Here is a 16,178-nt window from a genome sequence, read left to right as displayed (position 1 = left end):
CTCTAAACTCCTAATGATGGTGGTGATGGCAATGCTCGTCGTGAGCATGCGTATGGCCACAGCCGCATTCATGGGTATTGTTGTGAGCATGCGTATGACCGCAATCGCATGTGTCAGCAGTAGTGTCTTTGTCATCCATGTCTAAGACAGACCAATCAAGACCAGCGGCTACGGCATCCGCTTCTTCTGCATACAGCAAAGTAAGCGCCTGAGTACCCAAACGATCACCATGGATCTGGCAGAGAAGATCATAGAGTGTATACGCAGTTTCCGCGCCTGGTAGGGCAAGATCCATATCCTGAGCTTCTGCCAAGGCAAGAGAAATATCTTTACGCATGTGCTCCGTAAAGAAACCGGGGCGATAATCACCCTGCGCTGCTTGAGGACCAAGCTCCACAAGAGCACGAGAAGCACCCATGCCGCTGCCAATCATCTGTAATACCTGCTGCACGTCAAGACCGCTTTGCTGAGCCAAAGCCATAGCATCTGCCATGCCTACCATACATGAAGCAAGGGATACCTGGTTGCACAGCTTTGCTGCCTGACCCTTACCCGCAGCACCAAAGTAGAAAATCTTACTCGTAAAGGTTTTGAGCAGGTCTACAACAGGTGAAGCATCTTGTTCAGAAATACCGGCAATAGCGCTCAGCGTTCCGGCTTGTGCACCAGCCTGTCCTCCGGTAACAGGACAATCAAATGCATGCATGCCCAGCACCTCTGCCGCATCATGAATATCACGCGCAAGGCTTGGAGCAGAGGTGGTAAGATCCACCAACCATGCCCCTTGCTTAGCAAGTTTGAGCAAGCCGTCACTTGCCAGATATACCTCTTCTACATCTGCAGGGTAGCCAAGCATGGTAAAGACCACATCCGCCTGCTGTACGGCTTGTGCAACAGAAGATGCCCAAGTAGCACCACGGTCGATCAAAGCTTGCGCTCGATCCTTACTGCGGTTATAGACCGTGAGTGTATATCCCGCATCCAACATATGGCCTGCAATGGGCGCGCCCATTGTTCCAGTACCAATAAAAGCAACGTGCTCAATCTTTGAATGTGCCATTATACCTGCGCTTTACCATTACTTTGAATTCTTAATCTTGCGAGCAATACGATCGGTAAGAGAAATCTTTTCTCGACGATCTCCGCCCCAGAAAGCCAGTGCAACCATTCCCGGACCCACATGAGAACCAATGACCGGGCTAATTTGACTACGAATAATGACTACATCCTCGCAACCAGGCTCTTTGCGAATTTCTTTTTCTATCCAGCCCCCATCCTTCTCGGAATCCGCGGTAGCAATGGCAATGGGAAGCGAAGGATCGTGTGAATAGTTTTCCTTAAAGTCCTTAATAATGGCACGCAAGGCCTTTTTACGGCCGCGGCACATGCCTCGCAAGACAAGAGAGCCATTGAGATCGTAGGATAGCTCAGGTTTGATATCCAGCTTACCACCAACCTGAGCTGCGGCAGGAGGAATACGACCACCAGCAGCCAGAGCACTAAAGCTATCCAAGGTAAAATAGCCTTGAATAAAATAGCGAGCGTCACAAGCCCACTCATACAACTCACGCGCAGAAAGACCATTGCCAGCAAGGCGCACTACTTCAATGGCCAAAAGCTCGGCCGCAAGAGAGGGACACAGGTTGTCCAGCACGTACAGCTCAAAATCTGGATAGCTCTCTTTAAGCAGAGCGGCAGCCTGCCGCGCAGCATCGATGCTGGACGACAGGCCACCAGTAAAACCAAGATACAAGGTGGGCAGACCATTTTGAGCTGCCTTAGTAAACACTTCCAAGTAATGCCCGGGTGTTATAGCAGAGGTAGTTGCACGAGCACCCTTACGCATGCGGTCATAAAAATCGTGAGCCGACATGGATTTCCAGCTACCATCAAAGTGCTCAACACCGTCTATGACATAGGGAAACTCAATAACCTCAACACCCAGCTGGCTTACTACATCAGGATCAAAGTCCGCACATGAATCTACAATGATGTGACAGGTTCTGTGCGCTTGAAAACGTTTGATATCATCGCCCGCCAAGTCCATGATAGAGCCAGATGTTACCTCGGAAGAATTACTCATTTACATCCTCAATCTTAGGCTTAATGATGCCGTATCCACCGTTATGACGGCGATACACCACATTAATAAGGCCGGTAGTTGCGTTCTCAAAAACATAGAAATCGTGACCGATAAGATCGGTTTGGACCAGCGCCTCTTCTTCTGTCATAGGCGTCAAATCCACGACCTTCTCGCGAACTAACTCGTCATCCTCTGGCTCCAACAGCTCTGACAAATCAGAAACATTGGACTCAAACTCAGGAGCAGCAGCACGCTGACGACGATCAATAACACGTGTCTTGTACTTACGAAGCTGACGAGAAACCTTATTAGCAGCCTCATCAATAGCAGAGTACATATCTGTAGACGAAGCCACTACACGTACTACATTATCACGAACAAAAACCGTAACCTCAACCGTCTGAGCAGTGGGATTAGAAGGATTTTTATCTACACGCAAAACAACGTCACAAGACATTGGAGAAATATCAAAAACCTTAAGGGCATCGCCAATTTTTTCTACCACTGCTGTATGCAAAGCATCGGTAACCGTGGTTTTACGCCCAGATACCTTGATATCAACCATAACGTGCCTCCCTGTTTGTAAAAAATGCTTACTCGGATGTAAGCATCTTCTTAGTTAAGACGTACCCTAAACCTGTGTTGATGTTTCATCCGTTTTGGCATAAATACGCCTACGGACAATCCCAACAACCACTCTGTGCTGCTCTCACAAAAGCTACAGGACTGCCGCATTGGAACCGGCGGTTGAACCATCATCTGCAGAGGAATTAGTAGTGGTCTGTGTGGATGATGTATCCGTATTTGCGCTGGTAGTTGTCTTATTGACATTGAGAAGAACGTCGCTCAATTTGGTTTGATCAGAAAGTGAAGGCATATCACCAATCCAGCGCGTCACTGCCAACTTTTGCAAGCCCTTATCGGCAAGCGTTTTGCATGCGGTATCCAAGGCACCCTTGAGCTCAGAGTTAGAATCAAGTACCGCAATGCCCATAAAAGACGGGTCATCAAGCGTAGCCACAAAGCTTATATCAGAATAGCTATGTGCTAGTGCAGCACCGGGACGGACATCACACAAAACATAGTCTACCTCGCCGTTTTCCAGACCTTTAAATGCCTCATCTAAGTTTTGATACTCCTGCTCTATCACCTTAAGAGAAGACCCCTCAAGCACGGTCTTGGTAGCCGACCCGCTTTGTACACCAACTTTTTTCCCGGAAATATCCGTTGCCTTGGTTGTAGTTGCCTCGCCCTTGGTAAAAAACCCTGTTGCAGCAGCCGTATACGTACCCACCACGCTAAAGTCAGAAGAAGTGGTGTCCGCAGGCACGTTCATAACAATGTCGCAGGTCTGACCAAGCTCATCCGTACTGCCTACCGCTACAAACTTAACCTGCAAACCCAGCTGTTCCGCAATCATAGACGCAAGATCAATATCAATGCCCTGATAGGAGTTATTCTGTGAAGAGCTTGCATAGGGAGCTACCGTAGATGCAGCCGTTAAACCAACGGTGAGCGTATGCTCAGTCACTAAAGAGGCATCCGATACGCGCGGAGTCAAGGCATTAACCTGCGTCTGGTATGCATCGTTTACCGATGTTTGTGTAAGCTCACCCACAAGCGGAATAGAACAACCAGCTAAGCCGGTTATGCAAGCAGCAATAAGCGGTACAGCAAAGAGGAGACGCGGCTTTGTAGACATTGCAAAATCCTTTTACCTATTCGTTTAATCAGATGCCTTTCACCAGCTGACCTGGTATTTGACCCCACACTCGCATACTGGAGCGTTTGCGTACATGCCGCAACATGCTTACTACTAACTCTCTCGCCCGCGAGACGGTATGCCTCTCATATAGTACGGACGGTACGACTTACTTCTAGGACGAGCCATGCTCGCTTGCGTGCGCACACCCAAACTTACGTGGATCCTTTTGACCTCGTCTGCCTTGGACTAGGGCATCTCCTTGACACCCGCAACCACAGCCTGATGAAAGACCAGCACATTATACCAGCAGCTACCACACTCGTGAAAAGCCGCATCCAATAACCTGATTTACTCCTGAAGTCTTAAGCGCCTGAGCACAAGCACACATACTCGCACCCGTGGTTACTACATCGTCTACCAGCAATACATTTGCTGCACGCACATCATCGATAAGTTCTATGGTACCTGCAAGATTTGCCGCGCGCTGAGTTTTGTTGAGCTTTCTTTGATCGTGCGCCTGACGACGGACCAATACGTCTACCAGCGGAATATCGATAAATGCACTCAATGCGGAGGCGACAAGCTCCATGTGATCAAAGCCACGACGCACAAAAGCTTTGTGCGTAGCCGGCACAAACATAAGGGCATCGAAGACAGCTAAATTAATATGCTGCCAACCCTGCGCTTCATCCAGTGCAGTTGCCATAGCTGCCGCCAGTATGGGCGCCAGCCGTGTCTCATGTTCATCTTTAAGTGCAACGACCATACGCGCACAGGTTCCCACAAATGAAGTGGCACACACCACCCCGTCCAGTGCTTCCCAACTATGGTCACAAGAGGAGCAGGTAAGCCAGCCAAAGGGCGCTCCACAATCCACACATGCCCAACGTTGGTTTATCCATGCAAGCGCTTCTCGGCAGTGTGCACACAAAAGCTCCCCTGGAGCATTACAACTAATACAGCGTGTTGGCCACAGTATTTCACTTGTGGTGCTGAGTAATGACGAGAAAAGCGATGGTTGCTGTGATGCTGGCACTGCCAAGGACTCTGGCACCACTGATGGCGCTGGCATTTGTGCTGATAATAATGACATACGACTCCCCTGTCATAAGCAAAGGAGTCGTATTTCTACTATAGCTACTTTTATGCTTGTGGGGTCTTACATGCCTGCAGGTCTAGGCGGACGGTCATCTGGCTGTTGGATGGCAGAACCAGAAGCTGCGCTGTGAGGCAGGTCGGATGAAACAGGGGCAGCAGGTGCATTGGGCGCAGCAGGGGTAACAGGCGCAGTGGGTGCAACAGGTGCAGAATCCTCTAGCTTTGAAAGATCATAAAAACCTGCCGGCGGCGTAGGGACCGATCCGTTATGAGAAGGCGTTGTTGCAGCACTGCTGACAAAGCGTGCAACACCCGCAGGCTGTGGTTGTGCTGGATCTAGCCGGGCAAGCACTGCTTGTGCTGCTTGCTCACCAGTATTGCATGCAGCCACAAGCTCTGGGTTGGTTACCACAACTTCATTGCCCTGCTCGTTTAGCACCACAATGTCAGAAAGCCAGCCACAATACGGTGTTGCCGTCTGCTTAAAGGTACGCAGCGCGCTTACAACAAGCGGAATCTGCAGCGCAATAATCACGACATAATAGAAGACAACTGCCATGCCGTCTTCTCCGCTGGAGACATAGTTTATTTCGATAGACTGCTGCACCAGCGCTTCGCTGGACAACAAAATGAAGTCCCACAAAAAGTGAATGAATGCAGCACCCCAGAAGTTTACGCGCTTAACGACCAAGGCCGAGAAGAACAACCCCAGGATACCTGTTTGCAAAACTTTGAGCACAAGCTGCGCAATGGTAATACTCGTAAGCTCTGTACCAGGCGTAATATGCATAACACCAAAGATGAGTGCCGCAACAAAAAGAGCTCCATAAAACCCTTTGCGCGTTTTACCAAAGCGCGCTAATAATCCTCCCAGCACGATACCGCGGTAGATTGCTTCCTCAGAAATGCCTACAAACACGCACAGTACAAAAGTCTGCAGCATGGCAATCGGCCACGTACTTATGATTGCTTGCTTTTCTGTGACTATCCCGACAATAGAAATGATCAACTGAAGAAACGCCAGCACGATGAGGTACTTGCTTTTACCAAGTGCATACCGCACATCTTCTTTATGAAACGCAATAGCGCGCTTGCTCCCCAGCAAAGAGAGAAGGAAAATACCTGCTAGCGCTGACGAACCAATAACCACCAACATAATGGCAGTGGTACTAGGTTCAGTGCGAGTGAGGATATATCTAGCTATGGAATATACAATCACAACAGCAATACCAAGTACCTGAAGCAATGCAAATGAGAGTATGCACAGCGTAAGCATAAAGCGGCGATGTGGTTTAACAAAATAGGTCATGAATCGTCGTCCTCATTGGTTGTATAGTTTGCTCTTATTCTTTTGCTAAGCTCAGTAAGCTTTGCTACTTACGGTAGCTCAGCCTTGACTGCCTACGATAGTCCCACTTTTGTTACAACGCAAAAAATCTATGAGCGTTATCCCACAAAGACTTATATATTTGCTCGCGCGGCAGCTGCGCTGTGTCCTGCTTAACCCGTGCGATACAGTCCACCGTATGCATAATCATAGACGGCTCGCATTCTTTACCACGCAGAGGAACAGGCGCCATATACGGACAGTCCGTCTCGGATAATACACGATCCAGAGGCATCAGTGCCAAAGCTTCACGAATATCATCTGAGCGCTTAAACGTACAGGCACCTCCAAATGCTGCATAGACGCCCTTGTCGATAAAGGGCTGCAACACCTTTGGCCCATCCGTGTAACAATGCAGTTCAATACCCTGTTTAGGCACACCCACTTCCTCTAATACTTCCAGCACCAGTTCATGAGCCTGTGCATTGTTTGGTTCATTTGCATCACGTATATGCAGCTCTACGCACAGTTGATGCTCTTGCGCTATTCGCAGCTGATCGAGCAGCGCCTGCTTTTGAACCTGAGCAGGCAAGGTATTATACAGCCCGAAATCAATGCCAATCTCCCCCACTCCTACGCAGCGTGGACTGGCGAGAAACTCCTCAAGCTTAGCGCGTGCTTGAGCTGGCTCATCCATATATACCTGTGCGGAATACGGATGCGCCCCTGCGACTATATAGACACTATCCAGCAGTGGCGGCACAGTTTCATACCCAGCTATCTCGGGGGCAGTCAGCCCCTCATGCGCACACAGCTCCAAAAGCTCATGCGCCTCTTCTACCTGTGCATCAAGCCAAGCGATGCAGTCTACCACCGTTGTAAAGAGCCGTGGGATTTCATCTATCTGATCCAGTGGCACCACCAGCATACGCACGCCTGCCAAAGCAGCACGAGCAAGGGCTGCCGCAGCAGTGGTCTGCTCAAAGCTTGTCAGGTGCCCATGTGTATCTGCTACCGGCGCCAAAGGCTGTGCAGCGGGAGCTGGACGATGTTTCTTATCAAAAAAGAGCGTACCATCCTTGATACCAAGAGCGGCCAGTACTCCTTGCTTTTGTATAGCAGCATACAGGGCCTCTTGCTGAGAAGCCCATAGCTCTTGACTCTGTGTTGTCATACATCTCCCTTACGCGCGAGGCTTGCTGTGTGCCAGCGCAAATGCAAGCGAAATAAAATCAGTGGTAGACAGTGTTTCTGCGCGAGAACCCGCGTTGGTGCCACAAGCTTCACAAGCCTTATCGATAGCTTCTTTTGCAAATCCCGATGAGGCCAGTGAGTTACGCAAGGTTTTACGACGCTGTGCAAAAGCAGCATCAATAACCTGTGCCACCTGCTGTAGCTCATGCTGTGTAAGCGGTACCTGGGTTTTTGGATGCGCGGCCATCGCCCGGTCTATGCGCACAACAGCAGAGTTAACATGAGGTGGTGGGAAGAAATTGCCAGGTCCAACCTCGAATCTGCCCGTAGTGGTGCCATACAATGACAGCTTTGCAGTATAAGCACCATACGCTTTAGTACCAGGAACAGCAGTTATGCGGTCCGCTACTTCTGCTTGAACCATGACCACCGCACGCGAAAGCTGGGGGATCTGCTGGAAGAACTTAAGCAGTACGGTTGCAGCAATTTGATAAGGCAAATTTGCCACAAAGATAGTAGGCAGCGTATTTTGCACAACGCCCTCTAAAGACGACAAGGCCTGCGCAATCATAGCTGGCGTTACCTTAAGAGCATCAGCCTGTACCAAAGCAAAGCGCTTAGTATAGAGTGCCAAGGTAGAGGCATACACCTGTGAAAGCTCGGGGTCTGCCTCTATGGCACACAGCGCCTTACAGCGAGGTAAGAGTGCTGCTGTAAGGGTACCGATTCCAGGACCAACCTCCAACACAATGCTTGAGCTACCATCTAGTTCAGCTAAGTCACAGATATGACCAATAACCTGGTCATTTACTAAAAAGTTCTGCCCAAGACGCTTTTTGGTAGCAAGGCCAAATGCCTCCAAAACAGCCCGTGTTGCACGCGGCGTTGCATACGGCGAATACACAAGCTACTCCTTTTTAGCAGCAATCCTAGGAAAGAGAGCGTCGCCTTTAGTTATAACTACCTCGCCTACAAGGCCACCCCACGCACATGCCTGAACAAGATTGTCACACACAATCTGCTCTTCAAGGCTCATGCGACGCAAAACCTCTGCAGAGGTCCTAGGCATAAATGGCATGAACAACAAGGCACTGATACGAATACTTTCCAAAAGGTCTGCAATAATATTACGGAGCTCTTCTGCCCGAGATTCATCCTTGGCAACGTTCCAAGGAGCGCTCTCTTCAATAAAATGATTGGCTGCATGGACAAGTTTCATGACCGCATTTTTAGCACCAACATAATCCAGCTGCTCCATACAAGCACAATACTGCTCAACCAAACCAGTAGCTGTTTGGCGGAGCGTGCCCGTATGATCCAGCCAGCCATTAAGCTCGGGCGTAGCGCCATCAAAATACTTTGCGCTCATGTTAAAAGCGCGAGAAACCAAGTTGCCCCAGCTATTTGCTAGATCCGCGTTGTAGACCTGTTCCATACGCTCAAAGCTAATAGCACTGTCCTCGCCATGGGAGACATCGGTCATAAAGTAATAGCGATACCCCTCAATGCCCAACAGGTCCATAACATCAGAAGGAGCAATGGCATTGCCACGACTCTTAGACATTTTCTCGGCAGCCCCGGTTTGGGGATTACGCACCGTAAGGAAGCCATGCGCAAAAACATGATCGGGCAACGGAGCACCGATTGCCATAAGCATAGCCGGCCAAATAACGCAGTGAAAGCGAATGATATCCTTACCCACAATGTGGTATTGAGCAGGCCAAAAATGGGCAAGCTGAGCCCGTGCTTCTTGCGTATCCGCGCCATAGCCAACTGCAGTCATGTAGTTGAGAAGGGCATCAAACCAAACGTAGGTAACATGTTTGGTATCAAAGGGAACAGGAATGCCCCAATCAAAACTCGTACGAGAAACGGAAAGATCCTGCAAGCCGCCTTCTACAAAACTGCGAACCTCGTTCATACGAAACGAAGGCTGTATAAAATCGGGGTGCTCTTCAAACAATTTGAGCAGTGGCTCCTGAAATGCGGAAAGCTTGAAGAAATAGGACTCTTCCTGCACGCGCTCCAAAGGACGACCGCAATCGGGGCAGAGATGCTCGCCTATTGTTTGGTGCTCTTCATCGGACTTACGGACCTGATTTTCCGTAAAATAGGTCTCTTCTGGAACACAGTACCAGCCGTCATAACTGCCCTTATAGAGGTATCCGGATTCCTGCATCTTGTTCCAAAGATGCTGGACCGCCTTAAACTGACGCTTATCCGTGGTACGGATAAAGTCATCATTAGAAACCTCAAGCTGTGTCCACAAATCCTTAAATAAAGGAACCTGTCTGTCACACCACTCTTGGGGGGACATACCATGGTTAGCTGCGGCCTCTGCCACCTTCTGACCATGCTCATCCATGCCCGTTAAAAACTTAACGTCATAGCCCATTGCCCGGCGATACCGTGCCTGAACATCTGCCAAGATGGTACAGTACGCGGTTCCCAGATGGGGCGCTGCGTTTACATAATAGATGGGTGTTGTGATGTAAAAAGGCTTTTTATCTGCCATAACGTAAATCTCCTAATGACGGACTTGGCATGGATGATACAACATGCTTATTGCAAGTTCTGATTGTACTGCACGATACGGTCGTATACTTCAGAACGTGAGAGTTCAAATTGTTTTGAAATACGCTTTGCAAGCGCTGATTTTGACTCGCCCTCCTGCACGCCTTGCTCGATAGCCTCCTGTATCGTAGCGGGATGGGCTAGAGCCTTGGCAGCATCTACCTGCGCCAAAGAAAGCTCTTGCTCTGAGGGCTGCGCAATGACAATAACGCACTCCCCGCGCAAGGTCTGCCTTTGTGCAATCATGTGCGCAAGTTGAGGAGCAGACGCGCGCACTACCTCCTCATGCACCTTGGTAAGCTCGCGCACCAACGCCACCTGCCGCTGAGGAAATACTTGTGCAATACATGCAAGCGTGGCCACTACACGATGTGGAGATTCATACAATACCAATGCAGCAGGAATGGTTGATAAGCAAGCAAGACGCTTACGCTGCTCCGATGCTTTGCGAGGAAGAAAACCCTCAAAGAAGAAGTGATCCATGGCAAAGCCTGAAGCCACCAATGCACAAATGACCGCAGAAGGACCAGGGATAACCTCAACGCGCAGCTGCGCGTCCAAGGCAGCATCCACCAAATACTGACCTGGATCAGATACGCCGGGCATGCCTGCATCAGAAACAAAAGCAATGCGTTGCCCCGCATGCAAACGCTCGAGCACCACCGGCGTACGAGAAGCAATAACGTTATCATCGCAGCGCTCCAACGGCACATGAATGTCAAAGTGGTTCATAAGCTTAGCAGTAACGCGCGTATCCTCACACAACACCACATCGGCATCCTTTAGGGTTTGCATGACCCGCGGTGATGTATCTGACAAATTGCCAATGGGCGTGCCCACAATGGACAGGATACCTGTATGTGCAGAACCTATCGTTTGCGTATGCTGCTCTGTTGTTTGACCTGCGTGTTTTGACATACTACAGAATCCTAGCGAAGCATATCACGCTCAAAGTTTGATAGTGCAACACGCGCGTCCCAGCCAGGCAGCCTATTCGAAGTCTTCCACGTTTGGAAAAACCACGCAGGACAAACGGACAGCAAGCTCATTTGCTGTGCAACAAAGAGGCGCTCTTGCGCAATGCGTCCTTCAAGCGTGGTAGTTTTTCCTGGTACAGAAAGCGCAGCAGACCACTCGCCCACCATAACGGGCAGCCCGCTGGTACGTGCTTGAGCAAGCGCTTCTCTGCTGGCGCTCAAGAGCTGTTGGGCATTTGCCCCCGCTGTTGAGAGTGGCAGCGAGGTTGGACGATACAGATGCGTATCCAGCCACACATTCTCATAACGGCTCGATGCCATAAAATGCTTCCAGTTACCATGACGACCAGCATCGGAAAAGACAATAACAGGACCGTTACCAGCACATCTACGGATTTCCGCATAGGCATCACGATACAGATTGCGCAAGTGCGATAAAGGCATGCCCGGCTCCACGTTAAGACCCCGACGACACATGGTAACAACCTCATCCAAGGGCTCAATGCCCAAAAATGAGCTGCGTCCCACATAACGTGCAGCAAGCATACCCACAATTTCCAATAGGGCCTTACGACGAGCAGGGGTAAAGTCTGTTTTCATCCTGAGCGCATTGCCGGTTTTATCGGCACCTGGCGCCAAAACAATATTGATCAAAATCTTGATGCCCGACTGTTCTGCCCACTCAAAGGCTTTATCGACATACGCAATGGAGCCTGTATGAAACCCGGGCAGCGGACCATCTTTGCCAAACACATACCAAGGCACGGGCAAGCGCACCGCATTGTAGCCACGAGCTGCCATCTGCTTAAAGTCAAACTCTGTAATAAAGCTCTCTTCATGGTCATGCATGAGCTTGGCATACGCCTCACTACCCAGTTTGTTTGCCAAAGCAATAGGATCAAGGGTTGAGGTCTTTGCAAAGAGCTCGGGGGTTACCCATGACTCAAGCATAAGCCAGCCGTCAAGATTTACGCCTTGCAGTGCTTTGTGCGCCATTGATGCCTCCTTTACCTGAGTAGTAGTCCTACCTTACTACAGTTTCATAGCAATATGGCTATGCGCTGTAATAGCTCGCACAATTAAGAGGAGTTTCATACATATCCACCTGCGAGACGGGCAAGCCCTTTTGCTGGAGCTGTTGAGCAAAGTAGCGTGCAAGATTTTCTGCCGTGGTACGGAAAGGCAGCAGGGTAAGCGAGAAGCCCTCGTCTACCAAACAATCGAGGGTCTTTTGCTTAAGGGAACCCTCTTCAATCAAGAATGTATGGTCAAGGCTGTCCGCTAAAGCACGAACCTCCTTTTTAAACACACCAAAGTCCACAACCATATCTTTCATCGTTCCTTCTTGTTGCAGACTTTCTTGCTGGATATACACAACAACACGCCAGCGATGTCCATGGAGATTTTCGCATTTGCCGTAATAGTCTGTGAGGAAGTGTGCTGAATCAAAAGCAGCTTCTGTTTTAAGCGCGTACATGGTTCCCCTTTATGATAATGCCGCCGCAAACAACGCGGTCGCCATCGTAAATCACAGCAGATTGACCAGGCGCAATAGCACGGATTGGCTCATCTGTGTGCACATGAAAACTTTCTTGTCCCGTTCTTGTAATGGTAGCGGGATGCCGATAGCCATGATAGGACACCACTGCATCCGCATGAATAACATCCTGGGCAACACCGGAAGGCCAGAGCGCTTGAATTGCATCAAAATCTTGACTCATTAAGGCGCTGGTGTCCCCCATCACAACCGTATTGGATACAGGATCAATATCCACTACATACATGCGCTTCCCCAGAGAAACGTTAAGGCCCTTGCGCTGACCAATGGTGTAGTGACCAATACCCTTATGACGACCAAGCACCTTACCGTTCATATCGACAATGTCACCCTCACTCGAATCAAATCCATCTTGGCGCTCGAGAAAGGCGGCGTAATCTCCATCGGGCACAAAACATATGTCTTGGCTATCGTGCTTGTGGGCATTGTCAAATCCACAGCGCTGGGCAATAGCGCGTACCTCATCTTTTGATGCGATATCTCCCAAAGGCAAAAGCAAATGTTCCAGCACCTCAGGCACCGAAGGATACAGCACATAGCTTTGGTCTTTAAGCGTGTCTGCAGCAGTATACAGCTGCATGATACCTTGTTCGTCTCGTTGTGCACGTGCGTAATGGCCCGTTGCAATGTATTCACAGCCCAATGCCTGGGCACGCTGCCAAAACAAACCAAACTTAAGCCAGCGATTACATTGAATACAAGGATTGGGAGTAGCACCGGCAGCATATCCCTCTACAAAACGCCTAATGACTTCTTGGTCAAACTCGCGAGTGAGATCAAAGGTAAGATGAGGAATTCCTAATTTTATACACACGGACTTTGCATCAATAGCATCTTCCAAACGACAGCAGGTGCTATTGCGCGCCAACATCATAGTGGCACCAATACACTCATGTCCTTGTTCAAGCAATAACTGGGCAGCAACGGAAGAATCCACGCCACCGCTCATTGCCACAAGAACCTTACTCATATAACAAACCTCACAAGCTGCTTATATCAACGTCATCGTGACGTGTAAAGAAGTATCTTCAAACCTAAGATCCCCGACGCTCCCGCAAACCAAAGGCATCATAGGAGGGAGGTGCCCAATATCTGCATTAAGAATAACGGGAACCGTAATGCCCAACTCAGCACAGGCACCAAGAACCGCTTGTTCCTGTGTAAGCCCAAATGCCTGGTCAAACTTACGCAAGGGACGACCAAACACAAGCGCCCGTGCACAAGCAAACCATCCCGCCTCTGCCAGTTGCCAAAGCGCCCGGCGCACTTGGAGAGGGCCAAGATCACAGGCTTCCAAAAACCATATCACGCCATCGGAAGCATAACGCTCATTAAAGCGAGCGACACTGTCAAAACGCGTACCACACAGATTGATAAGGATATCCAAACACCCACCCAACAAGCGACCTTGAGCAGCTATCGTAGGTTCAGGAACCCCCTGTACAAAGCCGAGAATATCTGATGGCTCAGTCGTGTTATACGGTACAAGCGGATGCTGTTCATCCTTGTGTGAGTCAAGCTCCCAGCACTCATATGAATGAACCCGAAGGGTTTTACCTGCCTGAGCTGTGGTAAACACCTCCCACGCATCTTCTAGAGCACCATGCCAAGGCTGCATCCCAAAACTTGAAACACAGGGAGCATACAGACTAGCAATATCACAAAGCGTTGGGAGCAAAAACCCAAAGTTGGTGTTATCCGAATACCCCATAAACCACTTAGGCTGGGCGACGTTAAGTCTCTCAAAATCAAGATGAGAGATAACCTCATTCATAAGCTCGCCGCCCCCTGCAGAAATCAGGACATCATCCTCAGAGCCGCAATAGGCATCCATGAGTTCTTGTGCACATCGCAAAGGTGTAGAAGAAATGCCTATGCCATCACTAGCACGAACACAGCTCCACTCATGTACCGCGTATCCACGCTGCGCAAACTGCTTGTATGCAGAGGCTGTAGCAGATATATACGGCTCAGTAGTAGCTCCAAAGGAAGGAGCTACTACACCGATTGTTTGAGAGGGTCCAAGCGGATGCGGATAGCGCACACTATTCCTTATCGCTAGGCATCAGAGCGAGAATACCCATTGCGCATTCCAAGACTTGCGTCAAACAAAACCTTGTCCAGCAAGTCGTCGGTCTGTACTTTGAGTTCGTCTACCAGTTTTTGGTTGGCAAGAGCAAGCTCAGAAGCAGCAGCTTCATAGGAAAGGTCCTTCTCGATAATTGCGTCATCACAGCGATTGAGCGAAGCACGAGCAGCAGCACCAAAGGCTTCCTGGTAACGCTCAATATGGGATGCGCACTCACGATAGTGGGCATCTGCCAAAGCAGCCACCAGACGGTTGGCCCAGTAGAAGCTCTCACTGGTTACGCGTGCTGTAGTGTTAGAAAGATACTCGGGGTTCTCGTTAGTATTGGCATACAACGGTACCAAAACGTTAAACACGTTGGAGCCATAGGCCAGCCATTCGACCGCCTGAATTGCCTGAGGCATGTAGGGGCGCAACTGGATAACCAAAAGCTCTCCGTTGCGGTTAATGCCAATGGGGCGATACTTACCACGCTGTGAGTCATCACCATAGTGGCTGTAGGGATCGTAGGGTGTTCCCTGGTAGTGCAGGGACAGCACATACTTGACGTCCTCAATGCTAATGGGGTTCTCGGGCTCAAGGCACCAAGGAATGTCATCCTCCTCAGGCAGCCAACCCGTACCCTTCTGATCCCACTCCATATGAGGGTTAAGCACGCGGTGCATATTCCAAGCGCGAGGCGTGTTGTATACGTGATCCGCATCGGACTTGCTGCCAAACGCAAGACGAGGATTAAAGACGGTATGGCCCGCCTCAGGATCTACATCAATCCAACCAAGGCTCAGCTCATTGGTACCATCCAACTTATCCAGACGATACTTTTTGATAAACTCACGAAGATCGGCGCTTGCCATACAAATGCGCTGCTCACCCTCTGCGTCGTCCAAATCAAAGGCGTCAATGCCCAGCTGGTTGGGCATTGTTACATACATCTCATCCGGGACACGACGAGCAATCCAGTGATGGCCACCAATGGTTTCAAGCCACCAAATCTCATCGGTATCAGAAAAAGCAATGCCGTTCATCTCATAGGTACCGTACTGCTCCAGCAAAGCACCCAGGCGCGTCACGCCCTCACGAGCAGAATTAATGTAAGGAAGCACCAGGGTAACCATGTCTTCCTCACCAATGCCGCCCACAACTTCAGGCTGACAGTCCGCATCACCAGGCTTGCCCTTGGCAGGACGATACTCAACCAAAGGATCGGCACCCAAAACGCGCTCATTAGAGGTGATGGTCTCTGTTGCTGTCATGCCAATGTTCTTCTCGTTTACACCGGCAGCAGCCCAGATGCCATGGCCATCCACAGCCTCTGGTACCGAGGTGTACCGCATGGGATTGTTGGGCAGAGGAATGGATACGTGGCTCAAAACGCTGGTATACGTAGTAGGCTGATCTGATGGCTGAATCACCTTAAACTTTTTGGGGTTAAACTCAGTGGAACCAGAATCCTCATTGCGTGCAATGATGGTAGAGCCATCAAGTGAGGCCTTCTTACCTACCAAAATAGTTGTACAAGCCATTATCTTGTCCTTTCTACAAAGGTTTTTATATGATAGATAGCACCTAGTAT

General features: G+C 49.7%; 15 protein-coding genes. All 15 read right to left on the bottom strand.

Annotated features, from left to right (window positions below):
- Window positions 1–10: 10 nt before the first annotated feature.
- A complete protein-coding gene (locus HMPREF1091_RS02735; protein WP_002563308.1) occupies window positions 11–1,060 on the bottom strand; it encodes an NAD(P)-dependent oxidoreductase in 1,050 nt (349 codons plus the stop codon).
- Window positions 1,061–1,078: 18 nt separating this feature from the next.
- Complete coding sequence (locus HMPREF1091_RS02730; protein WP_002563307.1) at window positions 1,079–2,083, bottom strand: DegV family protein; 1,005 nt, start codon at window positions 2,081–2,083, stop codon at window positions 1,079–1,081.
- A complete protein-coding gene (gene hpf / locus HMPREF1091_RS02725) occupies window positions 2,076–2,648 on the bottom strand; it encodes a ribosome hibernation-promoting factor, HPF/YfiA family (RefSeq protein WP_002563306.1) in 573 nt (190 codons plus the stop codon). Before hpf ends, HMPREF1091_RS02730 begins: the two co-directional genes overlap by 8 nt.
- Before the next feature lie 153 nt (window positions 2,649–2,801).
- Window positions 2,802–3,785, bottom strand: coding sequence for a substrate-binding periplasmic protein (locus tag HMPREF1091_RS02720; protein ID WP_002563305.1), 984 nt, complete (start codon window positions 3,783–3,785; stop codon window positions 2,802–2,804).
- Between the two features lie 313 nt (window positions 3,786–4,098).
- Window positions 4,099–4,881: a ComF family protein gene (locus HMPREF1091_RS02715; RefSeq protein ID WP_002563304.1), complete on the bottom strand. Its 783-nt coding sequence runs from the start codon at window positions 4,879–4,881 to the stop codon at window positions 4,099–4,101.
- Window positions 4,882–4,947: 66 nt separating this feature from the next.
- Window positions 4,948–6,195, bottom strand: a complete 1,248-nt coding sequence (locus tag HMPREF1091_RS02710; protein WP_002563303.1) for a CPBP family intramembrane glutamic endopeptidase — start codon at window positions 6,193–6,195, stop codon at window positions 4,948–4,950.
- A gap of 112 nt (window positions 6,196–6,307) precedes the next feature.
- Window positions 6,308–7,387 (bottom strand): TatD family hydrolase, encoded by a 1,080-nt coding sequence (locus HMPREF1091_RS02705; RefSeq protein WP_002563302.1) that lies wholly within the window; start codon window positions 7,385–7,387, stop codon window positions 6,308–6,310.
- A 9-nt stretch (window positions 7,388–7,396) separates the two neighbouring features.
- Entirely contained in the window at window positions 7,397–8,311 is a 915-nt protein-coding gene (gene rsmA / locus HMPREF1091_RS02700) for a 16S rRNA (adenine(1518)-N(6)/adenine(1519)-N(6))-dimethyltransferase RsmA (RefSeq protein WP_002563301.1), read from the bottom strand.
- A 3-nt stretch (window positions 8,312–8,314) separates the two neighbouring features.
- Window positions 8,315–9,922 carry a methionine--tRNA ligase gene (gene metG / locus HMPREF1091_RS02695; RefSeq protein ID WP_002563300.1) on the bottom strand — a complete coding sequence of 536 codons (1,608 nt, stop codon included), beginning with the start codon at window positions 9,920–9,922 and terminating at the stop codon, window positions 8,315–8,317.
- Between the two features lie 47 nt (window positions 9,923–9,969).
- Complete coding sequence (rsmI, locus tag HMPREF1091_RS02690) at window positions 9,970–10,899, bottom strand: 16S rRNA (cytidine(1402)-2'-O)-methyltransferase (RefSeq protein WP_002563299.1); 930 nt, start codon at window positions 10,897–10,899, stop codon at window positions 9,970–9,972.
- A gap of 11 nt (window positions 10,900–10,910) precedes the next feature.
- The gene (locus HMPREF1091_RS02685) at window positions 10,911–11,954 is read right to left on the bottom strand and encodes a glycoside hydrolase family 5 protein (RefSeq protein WP_002563298.1); all 1,044 of its coding nucleotides are present in this window, start codon (window positions 11,952–11,954) and stop codon (window positions 10,911–10,913) included.
- 58 nt (window positions 11,955–12,012) lie between these two features.
- A complete protein-coding gene (locus tag HMPREF1091_RS02680; protein ID WP_002563297.1) occupies window positions 12,013–12,435 on the bottom strand; it encodes a 6-pyruvoyl trahydropterin synthase family protein in 423 nt (140 codons plus the stop codon).
- Window positions 12,422–13,486 carry a tRNA 2-thiouridine(34) synthase MnmA gene (gene mnmA / locus HMPREF1091_RS02675; RefSeq protein ID WP_002563296.1) on the bottom strand — a complete coding sequence of 355 codons (1,065 nt, stop codon included), beginning with the start codon at window positions 13,484–13,486 and terminating at the stop codon, window positions 12,422–12,424. Before mnmA ends, HMPREF1091_RS02680 begins: the two co-directional genes overlap by 14 nt.
- Window positions 13,487–13,507: 21 nt before the next feature.
- Window positions 13,508–14,560, bottom strand: coding sequence for an LD-carboxypeptidase (locus HMPREF1091_RS02670; RefSeq protein WP_002563295.1), 1,053 nt, complete (start codon window positions 14,558–14,560; stop codon window positions 13,508–13,510).
- A gap of 14 nt (window positions 14,561–14,574) precedes the next feature.
- Window positions 14,575–16,128: a C69 family dipeptidase gene (locus HMPREF1091_RS02665; protein WP_002563294.1), complete on the bottom strand. Its 1,554-nt coding sequence runs from the start codon at window positions 16,126–16,128 to the stop codon at window positions 14,575–14,577.
- Window positions 16,129–16,178: the final 50 nt, after the last annotated feature.

This window comes from Atopobium minutum 10063974 (assembly GCF_000364325.1).
GTDB lineage: Bacteria > Actinomycetota > Coriobacteriia > Coriobacteriales > Atopobiaceae > Atopobium > Atopobium minutum.
The sequence above is the reverse complement of the archived record's forward strand: the minus strand, read 5'-3'. Positions and strand labels throughout refer to the sequence as shown.

What these genes read in the sequence shown, in the direction of transcription:
- metG (WP_002563300.1), bottom strand. Translation starts at nt 9,922, where the DNA reads ATGGCAGATAAAAAGCCTTTTTACATCACAACACCCATCTATTATGTA.
- HMPREF1091_RS02715 (WP_002563304.1), bottom strand. Translation starts at nt 4,881, where the DNA reads ATGTCATTATTATCAGCACAAATGCCAGCGCCATCAGTGGTGCCAGAG.
- rsmI (WP_002563299.1), bottom strand. Translation starts at nt 10,899, where the DNA reads ATGTCAAAACACGCAGGTCAAACAACAGAGCAGCATACGCAAACGATA.
- HMPREF1091_RS02720 (WP_002563305.1), bottom strand. Translation starts at nt 3,785, where the DNA reads ATGTCTACAAAGCCGCGTCTCCTCTTTGCTGTACCGCTTATTGCTGCT.
- HMPREF1091_RS02705 (WP_002563302.1), bottom strand. Translation starts at nt 7,387, where the DNA reads ATGACAACACAGAGTCAAGAGCTATGGGCTTCTCAGCAAGAGGCCCTG.
- HMPREF1091_RS02680 (WP_002563297.1), bottom strand. Translation starts at nt 12,435, where the DNA reads ATGTACGCGCTTAAAACAGAAGCTGCTTTTGATTCAGCACACTTCCTC.
- HMPREF1091_RS02710 (WP_002563303.1), bottom strand. Translation starts at nt 6,195, where the DNA reads ATGACCTATTTTGTTAAACCACATCGCCGCTTTATGCTTACGCTGTGC.
- HMPREF1091_RS02685 (WP_002563298.1), bottom strand. Translation starts at nt 11,954, where the DNA reads ATGGCGCACAAAGCACTGCAAGGCGTAAATCTTGACGGCTGGCTTATG.
- HMPREF1091_RS02735 (WP_002563308.1), bottom strand. Translation starts at nt 1,060, where the DNA reads ATGGCACATTCAAAGATTGAGCACGTTGCTTTTATTGGTACTGGAACA.
- hpf (WP_002563306.1), bottom strand. Translation starts at nt 2,648, where the DNA reads ATGGTTGATATCAAGGTATCTGGGCGTAAAACCACGGTTACCGATGCT.
- mnmA (WP_002563296.1), bottom strand. Translation starts at nt 13,486, where the DNA reads ATGAGTAAGGTTCTTGTGGCAATGAGCGGTGGCGTGGATTCTTCCGTT.
- HMPREF1091_RS02730 (WP_002563307.1), bottom strand. Translation starts at nt 2,083, where the DNA reads ATGAGTAATTCTTCCGAGGTAACATCTGGCTCTATCATGGACTTGGCG.
- HMPREF1091_RS02665 (WP_002563294.1), bottom strand. Translation starts at nt 16,128, where the DNA reads ATGGCTTGTACAACTATTTTGGTAGGTAAGAAGGCCTCACTTGATGGC.